The organism is Undibacterium sp. Ji22W (assembly GCF_049340305.1).
GTDB lineage: Bacteria > Pseudomonadota > Gammaproteobacteria > Burkholderiales > Burkholderiaceae_D > Undibacterium.
Genome location: NZ_JBMPOU010000002.1, coordinates 613186 through 624813 on the forward strand (window position 1 = coordinate 613186; position 11628 = coordinate 624813).

Consider the following 11628-nt stretch of genomic DNA (forward strand, 5'->3'; position numbering starts at 1 on the left):
TTCTTTATTAATTTTCAGGTGGCGGCGATCCCGACACCTCTGCGTTATGACTATTGAAGCTCAACCAATCGCTGGCGGTGAAACGGGAAGTCGTCTCACAGATATTGCGGAATTGACGCTTGGTCCATCTGGACTTCGTATTGTTATCCAGATAATCGCAAAGGGCGCTGAAGACGAAGAATATTTAGAGGTACTTTTCAGTCAAATGAGAGGATTTCGATTCCTTGACGAGGGCGATTTAATTCCCTATTGGAAAAGCGGAGAAGTCTCTTGGCACGAAAACATCGTGTACGAAATTGAGAGTGGTGGTTGGATGATGCAAGAATTACAGACCGATGGAATGCTTATGGTGACCAACTCATTTGGCGGATACTCCGAATGGTTCATCGCTACAAGTAATGGTTGCGTCAATGTCATATCAAGAAATGCTCCCTTACTGCGCAAGGTATAGAGCTGGCTGTGTCATAACATGACTTTCGAAAATGACGCGCAAATAAGCTCTTTTTTATGAACTACAGATTGGCGTGCGCGCCTTTCAAATCAACGTTATCCATGAGCCAAAACGCCGCGCCCTTTCCTAATCCACCAATTCCCGATACTGACACGGTAGGGCTGCGTGTTCCACCTTGGGTCAAATATCCTAATATTCCTCATGGCTCTATCGGGTGGCGCATGGGAGCTGGCGAAGATTGCTGGGATAGTTTCCGTGATTGGTGGATGATGCAACCCGGCGTCGTTCGGCTCCAAGTGAAAACGACCTATCCAGAACCTGAGCTGTGGTCGGGGTTTTATAGTAGATTGAAATCCAATGGATAACAGGATGGTCGATCGGACTGGCCGTGATTTGGCTCAGTATTTTATTAATTCTTGGACGGCCAGCCGTTCACCGTTGCGTTGAACACCATGAAGGAAGCTCTAGATGCTTGAATCCGTTTTGTCTTCCATAGTAGCTGCTGCCGTTACAGTCTCCGTACTTGCATTCTTGGGAAAGTCTTGGATTCAGGCGCGGCTTAAGGCTTCGATTGAGCAGGAATACAAAAAACAATTTGAATTCTTTAAACGCGAGCTAGACCAGAAGCAGAAAGTGGAGTTGGTAGCCGAGTTGCTGGCGGAGTACCTGAAGACACCATACTGCGAACCTATTTCGCGGGAACAAAGAACATTGCTAAACAAGCTGTCTCTTCAGTCATCACTGTGGCTGCCTTCTGAGCTCGCGATTGAACTTGCCAAGCGGCTTCAGAACAAGCCTGATGCAAAGACTCCGTTCGACCTCATTCTACTCGCTAGGCGCGAACTGACAGGCGATACTTCAATTACTGGTGAGCATGTCACGTTATGGGACATGCAGCGTGAACAAAAGGGCGACCCGGTTCTTCACTATGCGCAAAAGTAGCAACATGCTGTCCAACTTAACAATCGACATGGACGCTTCACGCCAGTCATTTCGGCGTTATAAGGATTAGAAGGTGGCGTACAGTCTCCATATCGAAAACACACAGGGACCTATCCCGCTTGAGGCATGGAAGAAGGCCGTCGATACAATTGAGGGTGCCCGGTACGTGGAAGCAGAAAGCCTCGTAACCAATCCTTTTTCTGGTGAAAAAATCCTCGTTAAGGGAAATGAAGGCGACATAGAAATTTCAACGTCGTCGTCTTTTTCAGTCGGTATTTCATTTCGCAGAGGCCGAGCCACATTTAGCAACCGAGAAGAATTCGATGATCCCTTAAATTCGATCCGTCTAGCGTTAGCGAAGCTTGCTGCTATTCTTGATGCCAAAGTCATTGGAGACGAAGGAGAGATTTACGAATGGTAGTTTCTTATAACTCGTCGCTCGACGCCCACGCTTCGCGTGGGTCAGCTTGGCGTTATATTTCGCGCCAATGAATAGAAACTCGATCGACGAATTAGGTGAGCCTAGTATTTCACTGGCAGGATTGAAAATATGGATACATGGCTATCAATTTCAGTCAAATGAGGACTATTGGGATGGCAATTGGTTGCGTGCTACGGCGATTGCTTCTGCGAGTGGGGCACAGGTGTGGGTTTCCGGTTCCTTTATACGCAATACTGAATTGGACGATTGGGGTCAGAAGGTTCAGTTGGTGTATGACTCTCATGAGCAAAATGCGAATCTTGAATGTATGGAGCCAGAGTTATCAGTGTCATTAAAAACGTCAGCCCTTGGCAAGATTGAAATGGTAGTTCAAATCTCTCCTGATAACCTTACACAAGAACATAGATTTGAATTTGAAATTGACCAAAGTTATTTGCCTTCACTTACAACTCAATGTGCGAAAATTCTGTCTGCATATCCAATTCGAGGACGAGAAGATAAACATTGAAAAATATAACTTGTCGTTCCACACCGTTGGCCTCGCCATCGGTGAACTAAAACGTTAGGCATCACAATGACCATTCACTTTGTTTTTCGCGTCATGAAGAATACCCTCTTAGTTGCCATCTCAGTCGCGCTTGCCACTTCGCTGGCGACGGCCGCGGAGCTTCCTCCAATTGAAGCGATCGGAGTTGTGAATGCTCCCGTCCGTGAAGTCTGGAAAGCATGGACAACTGCGGATGGGCTAAAGGCCTGGTTGGCGCCACACGCGGAATTTGATCTCCGCCTCGGCGGCCTGATGCGGACGAACTACAGCAAAAGCGGCTCGCTTAGCGACGATGGGACCATCGAGAATCGAGTCTTGGCCTTTGAGTCAGAGAGAATGATCGCCATTCAGGTGTCTAGAGCACCGACAAAGTTTCCGTTCCCGAACGCAGTCAAGAATATGTGGACGGTTCTCTATTTCTTGCCAGATGGAGAGTCTAGAACTACGCTCCGCATAGTTGGTCTGGGTTTCTCTGATGACCCAGAGTCGGCGAAGATGCGTGAATTTTTTAAGCGCGGTAACGAGTACACCCTTTCTGAACTACAGAAATATTATCAACGGTGATGCCTAACCCCTCGCTCAAGCTGAGCACCAACGTTAGGCATCGAGTAAGAAATGGGCAAATTAGAAGAGATTGAGCCGATGGCTTTGCCAAGATGGGTAAGCATCCCGCTTGGTTTACTATTCACGCCAATCACGATGGTTTGTGTTATTGGTTCTGGATCGCTGTTACTTGCGCCAAATGTCCCTCGCACTTTATTAACGATGTCACTTGGAACTCTGTTTTTGGCGGGCAGCCTATGGATGTTCTATATTTCTCTTCGTTTGCTAACTGTCAGCCCTAAAAAGAATAAGCGACTTATTTCCCCATTAGGTTTAAAAATTATTGCTTTGGTTTTTGCCACTATTCCTATCATTTCAATTTTCCTTGGAACGTTTTGGGAGAAGCCAATTATTCATAGCGTGATGACATTGGCTTACATCACTATCATAGTGCGCCTTTTGGGACTGGCAAAGAATAGGAGCGAAGACGTCAAGGCGGATGGCCGATCGGACTGGCTGTAGAGCGGTTCAGTATTTTTTAAATTTTTTGAGCGGCCATCCGCTCATTTTTGCGCTAACCACTATGTCCGACAACTGGCTCCAATACGTACCGAAGGATCCCTCTTTCCAACCATCGCCAAGCGCTGCAGCGACGGCGGAGTTATTGCTGCGCGCGTGGCTGCCCGAGCTTGAATCAGTGGAATCAAAGTTCCATGAAGAGGTAACCTTCTTCAAAGGTGGCGCGAATTTCTCGGGATCGCATTGTCCGGCATGTGAGGCAAACACTGAATCGTGGTGGGCTGATGCAATTGAAGCGGCCGCGCAAACGGGCTTCACCAACCTCAATTGCGTTGCCTCATGCTGCGGCGCTTCGGTTTCATTAAATGAACTGAAGTACGACTGGCCAGCAGGTTTCGCGAGCTATTCGCTAGCGGCCATGAATCCCAAAGTCGGGGACTCGCGGCGGTGCAGATTGCTCGGTTGGAGCAAGAACTAGGCTGCGAGTTGCGCGAAGTTCTGCTACACATATGAGCAAGATGGCGAACTAGTCAACCAAGGAACAACATGGAATCAAGACATTGAATCACTCTGCTGCGCCGCACGTACCTGAATACTCACAGAAATAATGCGTAATTTGAAAGCGATGCTCTGCGATGACGTCAGTAAATAGTCATTCAAAAAATATGAGTGCTCCGCTTATAATCCAAGCTCAATCAAGTAACCTGGATCTACATGCCTACTATCCAAAAACCATCTTCACACCTGCGTGGCGTGCTGTTTTTCTCGGTACTCGCGCTATCATCGATTGTCAGTGCACATAGCACCGATACAAATGTAGATCAGGCGAATAAAAATTTACCGAATACACCAGCAGCCTGGTCGGCTGCTGCACGGAACGATATTCAGATCGCTTATCAAGAGACCTTTGACAATCATCCCGGTGTTTATGACACGCAAAATCCAGACTTTCGCAAAAATTTACAGCGCGCCAAACAAAGCGGTTTAACCTTGGCGGCGAAGGTGACAAATGCGGCGGGTTACAAGGCGGCGATTGAACGTTTTAATGTGAGTTTGCAAGATGGCCATGCGGGTGCTTATACCAATTTGACGGAGAAAGACCTACCTCCCATGCGTTGGCCTGGTTTTGTCACAGTGTGGCGCGGCGATGGTTTGTATGTGTACGCTAGCGAAACTGGTGGCCCTGAAGCCGGTGCAAAAGTGTTGAGTTGCGACGGCATCAAGACACGTGATCTGGTGATGAAGAATTTATTTGCGTTTCGCGGTATTGCCAGTGAACCTGGCGCGTGGTGGGTTTTGCCGCGGGCGACTTTTTACGACGTAGGCAATCCGTTTATCTCACTGCCGAAGCGCTGCCAGTTTGCGCATGAGGGTAAGACATTCTCCAAAACTCTGACATGGCAACTGACTAGCGAGAAATTTAATAAGTGGCGCAACGAAAGTTATAACGGTGACGAATTAGCCGTGGGCATGACCGAGCCTCGTCCGGGACTTATTTGGGTAGCGATGCCGAGCTTTCAGCCGAACGAAAAAGAACGCGATGCTTATCGCCAGCTGACTGCCGATATCGAAGCACAACGCCAGCGTTATTTAGATAGCGACGCTATTGTGATCGATTTGCGGCACAACCAGGGTGGCTCATCAGCCTGGAGCAAACAATTCGCACGGGCCTTGTGGGGTAATGACAGAGTCAATCGACGCTTACAAGCGTTTGCACAAAAACAGGAGGTATGGTGGCGCAGTTCTAAGGCGAATACCGCGTATCTGGCAGAGCTGGTAGACAACTTAAAGCAAGAAAAACAGGTCGAAGCGGCGGCGGAATTTGGCAAAGCCCAGGTCGGTATGCAACAAGCGTTGGCACGTGGAGATACTTACTATATGAAAACAAAAGACGCCGACAAAGAAACTGCACTGACGTCTGAAGAAGCAAAAATCGATCGTGCAGAAGATCCTCTTGCCTTCACAAAACCCGTGTATGTGATCGTACCAGGACAATGTGCGAGCGCCTGCCTGGACGCGCTGGATGTTTTCACCCGATTTGAGAATACAAAATTGATAGGCGCACCGAGTTCTGCGGATTCGACGTATATGGAAGTGCGTCAAAAGAAATTACCCTCAGGTTTAGCCACGGTAATTATTCCGAACAAAATGTATGTGAATCGTCCGCGCGGCGCGGGGGTGTTCTATATGCCAGCAATTCCGGTGACCGATATTAATTGGTCTAGTGCGACGTTTTTGAAAGTGATTGAGAGCGATCTAGCTAGCAAGAAGCCGCGCTAGATTTGGATCTTATCAAGAAGATTTATCAAGCAAATTTATTCGAAAGAGTTCGCATCCATGTCCTCCACACTGAAAGTCTGCATTCTCGGCTATGGCTACGCTACGGCAACCTTCCATGCGCCATTAATCAATGCGGTGCCGGGATTGGAATTGGTCGCGATTTCGAGTAGCAATGCAGCTAAGGTGCACGCCGACTGGCCGCAACTACAAGTGTCTAACACGCCCGAAGAACTCATCGCGCGCGCCGATATTGATTTAGTGGTGATCCCTACTCCTAACGATACCCATCATGCATTGGCGGCGAAAGCTTTGGCTGCGGGCAAGCATGTGGTGGTGGATAAACCCTTTACCTTGGATTCCGCGGAGGCGCGTGATTTGATTAGGCGTGCCGATGCGGCGCAAAAACTATTATCGGTGTTTCATAACCGACGTTGGGTCGCGGATTTTTTGACGGTACAAAAGCTAGTGGCGTCGGGTCAGCTAGGACGTATCACGCATTTTGAATCACACTTTGATCGTTTTCGTCCCGAAGTCAGACAACGCTGGCGCGAAGGTGCAGGCCCTGGCAGTGGTTTATGGTATGACTTGGGCCCTCATTTACTTGATCAGGCAATCTGCCTGTTCGGTATGCCGCAGACGATTTATTTAGACCGCATTCTGCAACGCGATGGTGCATTGGCGGATGACTGGTTTCATGCGGTACTCGGCTATGGCGAATTACGCGTGATCCTGCATGCGAGTATGTTGGTGGCACATGAAGGCCCGCGCTTTGTCATTCACGGCACGAAAGGCAGTTACACCAAAGAAGGCATTGATCCACAAGAAGATGCGCTCAAAGCTGGCCTGCGCCCAAGTGACAAAGAATGGGGCGTCGATGAAACCATGGGCAGACTCGACGTCATGCGCGGCACTTGGATGCAACACTCGCAGGTAGCGAATGAACGCGGTGACTATATGCGTTATTACGCCGCCGTACGTGATGCGATTTTGCACGGCGCGCCCAATCCTGTGCCCGCTACTGAGGCTTTGCAGGTAATGCAACTATTGGAAGCCGGTATGCTCAGTGCTAGTGAGGGTCGTCTAGTGAAATGCTAAATTGGGAGTGCGTATCAGCGCTTGCGATACCACACAAAATACAAAACACTCAATACAATCAAAAATGGCAAGCCCGTCGCCAATGTCATTTTAAATTCTTCGGTGAACGCCGTTGTGATCATCAACGCTAGCATCAAGCCAGCCCCCAGCAAAGTCAGCCACGGGAAGCCCCACATGCGAAATGGCAACTTCGGCTTATTGTGTTTGTCCCAATAACGGCGAAACATCCAATGCGTAACGAAGATCATAAACCACGTAAACATCGCACCGAACATGCAGATCGCCATCATCAATACGAATGACGATTTGGGGTACAGGATGCTCAAAATTCCAGCCACTGCAATCCCTGCGCACGACAAGAATAGTGCTTGCATAGGCACGCCCTGACGATTTAATTTGCCGAATACGGCGGGCGCAAAACCACCGCGTGAAAGGCTGAACATCATCCGTGTTGCGGTGTAGAGCTGACTATTCATGGCTGATAAAGCGGCAATCAGAATCACAAAATTAATCACCCCCGCCGCACCAGGAATATGGGCCGCCTCCATCGCGGTGACGAACGGACTCTTACCTTGCCCGGCTTGCGTCCACGGGACAATCGCCAAGACCAAAATCAAAGTCAAAATATAGAATACGACTAAGCGTACCAGCGCAGAGCGGAAAGCGCGTGTGATCGCCTGCTCAGGATCTTTGGCTTCGCCCGCCGCGACAGCGATCATTTCTATGCTGAGATAACTAAACAGCGCAACGATCACTGCCAGCCACATGCCAGTCAAGCCCTTGGGAAAAAAGCCGCCGTGCTGCGTGTAGTTGGCAAATCCTATCGTGCTTTGTGCAGACTGCTCGGGTGCGAACAATACCATCCACGCGCCAAGCACAATGAACACCACAATCGCGATAATTTTGATCGTTGAAAACCAATACTCGATGGTGCCAAATACATGCACGCTCAAAGCATTCGCAAACACTAAGCTGGCAGAGAATAAGCCAATCCACAACCACGCGGGCGAATCGGGCAACCAATATTGCATATACAAAGCAATCGCCGTGACCTCAGTGCCGATCACCAGCACGTTCGCTGCCCAGTAGGAATAACGCACGACAAAACCAGCCCAAGGACTCACATAATGTTCAGCAAAGGCACCAAAGGACCCCGAGGTCGGATGCGCCACCGTCATCTCGGCGAGACAAGCAATTAGTAACAAAGCGATCAAGGCACCAATGGCATAACTGAGCAGCACGCTGGGACCAGCAAAACTGATCGCAAAGCCACTGCCCAAAAACAAACCCGTACCAATCGCGCCACCGATCGCCAGCATAGCCATCTGTTTGCTATTTAAGCTGCGCTTCAATCCTTGCTCGCGCGCGACGATTTGGTCGAAACTGCCGTCATTATTATTCTGCATAGTCGTTCCTTGAGCGCCGTGTTGTTATGTCAATGTGATCGCGCATTATAGAACGATGAGGCGCACTCAGCAGAAATGTCGACGGGAGTGTGGTGTAGATTTATCAGACCGATTTTTGGGACGATGGCGGAATGACCAAGCGTCGCTATCCTACCGTCTTACCCTCTTACCTTGCCAATCTGCGGTAGCACTTACATTGGGTCATTTCCCTGAATGTCGTCAATCGCGCGCATCACAGCAAACTCATATCAGCCGCAGAAATTCCCACCAGCGTTAAGGCATCGACTGTACTCGTTGACGTGACGGCAGCTGCAATGGCCATGCCTTTGACGATGGATTCATTCGCCGTATTAAACGACAGTCCCCAATCAATCGCAAAGGTTTTAGCGACAAGGATTTTGTTGTCGAGCAAATTGGCAACCCAGCCCCAGGTGGCGTCACCTTTAAAATTATGTGCTGAGGTTAGGATATCGGATACCAATGAACCATGGGTCGCTGCCCCGCTAGACAGTTTGCCATTCCAATAAGTGAGTCCATCTTGATCCGCGCCAGTCGCGCGTCCCAAGACATTTTTGTAGACGACGTTAATAAAATCAGTATTGCTCATACTCGCTGAAAAACCCGTCAGGTCAGAATATTGTATGCCTGCGTTATAAAAAGTTTCGGCAATCTGGTTTGTCTTTTGGCCCGCATTCATTTGGCCTATCCAATAGGCTAAACCTTCTGCATCAGGAACCCGATTAAAAAAAGCAACATACAATTCCATCAGGCGTTGCACATTAGCTTGCGGTGCGCTGGCAGCTAAACTCTGTATCGACAAATTCACTTTGAAATCATTAAACTTGAGCGTCTCAACATTTTTTATCGTATCGGTACCGTCACTACCCGTCTTGGCTTGCACGGTGTAGCTGGCCCCGCTATGGGTAAGGTGGTAGGTATTGAGATTGCCGCTGAAGTTAGCGATGTCATCTCCTGTACCGCCGTCGATCACATCATTCCCTGCAGCACCGGTGATGCTGTCATTGCCAGCGTTCGCATTAATGGTGTCGTCGCCCGCGCCCCCTGTTAATTGCTCACTATTCGCAGTGCCTTCAATCAGTTGTGGCAAGGCGCGTGAACTGTCATTAATGGTCACACCAACTGCATTGGAAACGGCGGCTCCGCCCGGCGTTAAACTAATGCTAGTAATGAGCGTCTCTGTGCCTTCGGTGAGATTGTCTGCTACCGAGTTGACAGGGAATATCGTGATGCCGCTGGCATCGATGGTGATGCTACCGTTCAGTGCGCCACCCGCGATATCCGCTGCGCTAATGCCACTTAAGCTGTAATTAACGACGCTACCTGCCGTAATACCATTTGTGTACAAATAATAGTGAATAATTCCCCCTTCATCGACCTTCGTAGTATCAGGAACTAGGCTATAAGGCAGAGTCGGGGCAACTGCATGGACATTGATAAAAGCCATGTAGACATTCGTATTGTTCTTGCTGTCTGTTAGGGTATAGGCGAAGCTATCCGCAGCGCTAAAAGTAGGATTCGGGGTATATACATAACTCCCCGTATTACTCAGCGTTAGCTCGCCATGTGCGGGCAAGGATTTTATTTGATAGCGCACCAGATCGCGACTAAGATCGCTGGGGTCGGGTAATTGCCCGCTGGCGCTCAGACCTTGATCCATCGTAATCTCGATATCCGAACCAAAAGCGGCGCTACCAAACGTCAATGTTTGATCGTCAAACCGCAGGGATTCGATATTCACAAGGGTATCAAAACCACTGGTACCATCGCGCGCCGTGATGAAGGTATTACCGAACGCGGTACTAATCAGAAAGTCGCTGCGTGCGCCAACAAAAATCGCGGCGTCGACTCCCTTGCCACCGTCGATCCAATCATTGCCGTTGCCCCCAGTCAGTTGATTAGCAAGATCATTCCCAAGCAAGACATCATCAAATGCGGTACCGATCGCATTCTCAATATTACTACCCAAAGCGAGCGCTAAATTGTTCGTCGCAAGGATCCCGTTTGCGGTGACGCCGACGCTGCTCAAGTGGCCAGGCGTCAGATCTAAAGAAACCCCAATTTTAGAAAGAGAAGCATCCAGCGTATCGGTACCACCATCGTCTATTAATGTGGTTTCGGACAGAAATTGTACGCCATTAAATTGATAGGTATCGTTACTGGCATGGACTGATTTACTGCCATATAAATAGCGCAACGCGGCGATATCCAGAGCACCGAATGTCGAAGGGAATAAACCATCGGATGAGACGTTTTGCGACATCACACTTAAACTGGTGAGGTCATACTCCGCAATGAATTGCTGTGCGTAGTGATCATTGGGATCAACGTTGCGCGTATGGCGTAGCCCTAAAGCGTGGCCGATTTCGTGCAATAAGGCGGCGTAACCTTCCGATCCTGGCGCCAGATTAATGAGGGAATCGAGATCCATCCACACATCACCTGCGACTTCACTATTCTGCGCAGGAAAATTGGTAACGCCTTTGGTAGCGGCTTGCTGGCTGGCGCCAAAACGTATGCTGCCGGATGCACCGTTGGCTTCACTCACCTCGCGAAAGCTGAGCCCAGTCGCTTGACTGATACTCAACAACATATCGCGAACAGCACTTTGTTCAGCCGCAGTGAAGGCGTGAAATTGATTCGCGCCTACGCCATTCGCTGGGGCCTGCAACACGAAACTGTATGTCACTTCGACAGAAGTGCCGACTGCACTGCCCGCGTTCCAACGGTTATTTAAGCCTTGTACCAAGCCATCAATCGCTAAATCCTGAGGAGTAATAAAACTACTTAACAAACGTTGCTCAGTACTGCTGCCATTCCAGATCTGCAGGACTTCAACATTACTGATGGTCAAGGAAAAATTGGTGCGGCTCGGGCTGGTGATGACGGCACTTAAGCCGTCGATACTCACTTTGATATTAAAGTCGCTCCAGACCGGCGGAGCCGTTGTAAATCCGGGCATAAAAATAGCGTCATAGCCGCCTCTGCCATCAACGATAGTGTTGCCGCCGCCGACGAAAAATAGATTGTCTTTTGAAGAGCCATAAAACTCATTGTCATTCCAACTGCCAGCGACATTTTGTACGCCGATCAGGGTATCTCTACCGCCCCAACCGTCTTGCGCCCAGCCAGCTTCCAGATCAACAATAATTTTCCCTGGCGCCCCATCCCAGTAAGCGGCAATGACATTGCGCCAAGGCTCATTCGGTACGTTGATGAGTTCTAAGGTATCGTTGCCAGGACCACCGATCAGGTTACCGCCATAGGCACGGATGATATCGTTGCCTTTTTTGCCGAAAATATTGTCGTAGCTGTCCTTTTTTGCTATTGGTTGTACGTAGGTATCATCACTGTCGGTTAAATTGAGATCGGCCATGTTGAATTC

12 protein-coding genes are annotated in these 11628 nt (G+C 49.2%); 10 read left to right on the top strand and 2 right to left on the bottom strand.

The features are described from left to right. The first annotated feature begins 46 nt into the window (after positions 1 to 46). The 10 genes from ACO0KW_RS09525 (at position 47) to ACO0KW_RS09570 (ending at position 6819) form a co-directional block, all read left to right on the top strand. Positions 47 to 451, top strand: a complete 405-nt coding sequence (locus tag ACO0KW_RS09525) for a hypothetical protein (RefSeq protein WP_423052838.1) — start codon at positions 47 to 49, stop codon at positions 449 to 451. 101 nt (positions 452 to 552) lie between these two features. After that, positions 553 to 816, top strand: a complete 264-nt coding sequence (locus ACO0KW_RS09530; protein ID WP_423052839.1) for a hypothetical protein — start codon at positions 553 to 555, stop codon at positions 814 to 816. A 103-nt stretch (positions 817 to 919) separates the two neighbouring features. Beyond that, positions 920 to 1393, top strand: coding sequence for a hypothetical protein (locus ACO0KW_RS09535; protein ID WP_423052840.1), 474 nt, complete (start codon positions 920 to 922; stop codon positions 1391 to 1393). 73 nt (positions 1394 to 1466) lie between these two features. Next, entirely contained in the window at positions 1467 to 1814 is a 348-nt protein-coding gene (locus ACO0KW_RS09540) for a hypothetical protein (RefSeq protein WP_423052841.1), read from the top strand. 67 nt (positions 1815 to 1881) lie between these two features. Further along, a complete protein-coding gene (locus ACO0KW_RS09545; protein ID WP_423052842.1) occupies positions 1882 to 2343 on the top strand; it encodes a WapI family immunity protein in 462 nt (153 codons plus the stop codon). 66 nt (positions 2344 to 2409) lie between these two features. Then, positions 2410 to 2946 (top strand): SRPBCC family protein, encoded by a 537-nt coding sequence (locus ACO0KW_RS09550; protein WP_423052843.1) that lies wholly within the window; start codon positions 2410 to 2412, stop codon positions 2944 to 2946. 51 nt (positions 2947 to 2997) lie between these two features. Continuing rightward, a complete protein-coding gene (locus tag ACO0KW_RS09555; protein WP_423052844.1) occupies positions 2998 to 3447 on the top strand; it encodes a hypothetical protein in 450 nt (149 codons plus the stop codon). A 61-nt stretch (positions 3448 to 3508) separates the two neighbouring features. Continuing rightward, positions 3509 to 3922 carry a hypothetical protein gene (locus tag ACO0KW_RS09560; RefSeq protein WP_423052845.1) on the top strand — a complete coding sequence of 138 codons (414 nt, stop codon included), beginning with the start codon at positions 3509 to 3511 and terminating at the stop codon, positions 3920 to 3922. Between the two features lie 236 nt (positions 3923 to 4158). Continuing rightward, complete coding sequence (locus ACO0KW_RS09565) at positions 4159 to 5724, top strand: S41 family peptidase (RefSeq protein WP_423052846.1); 1566 nt, start codon at positions 4159 to 4161, stop codon at positions 5722 to 5724. Between the two features lie 57 nt (positions 5725 to 5781). Next, positions 5782 to 6819: an oxidoreductase gene (locus ACO0KW_RS09570; RefSeq protein WP_423052847.1), complete on the top strand. Its 1038-nt coding sequence runs from the start codon at positions 5782 to 5784 to the stop codon at positions 6817 to 6819. A gap of 14 nt (positions 6820 to 6833) precedes the next feature. Here ACO0KW_RS09570 and ACO0KW_RS09575 read toward each other — a convergent pair whose 3' ends face one another. Continuing rightward, positions 6834 to 8225 carry an amino acid permease gene (locus ACO0KW_RS09575; protein WP_423052848.1) on the bottom strand — a complete coding sequence of 464 codons (1392 nt, stop codon included), beginning with the start codon at positions 8223 to 8225 and terminating at the stop codon, positions 6834 to 6836. 232 nt (positions 8226 to 8457) lie between these two features. Continuing rightward, positions 8458 to 11619 (bottom strand): DUF4214 domain-containing protein, encoded by a 3162-nt coding sequence (locus ACO0KW_RS09580; RefSeq protein ID WP_423052849.1) that lies wholly within the window; start codon positions 11617 to 11619, stop codon positions 8458 to 8460. Positions 11620 to 11628: the final 9 nt, after the last annotated feature.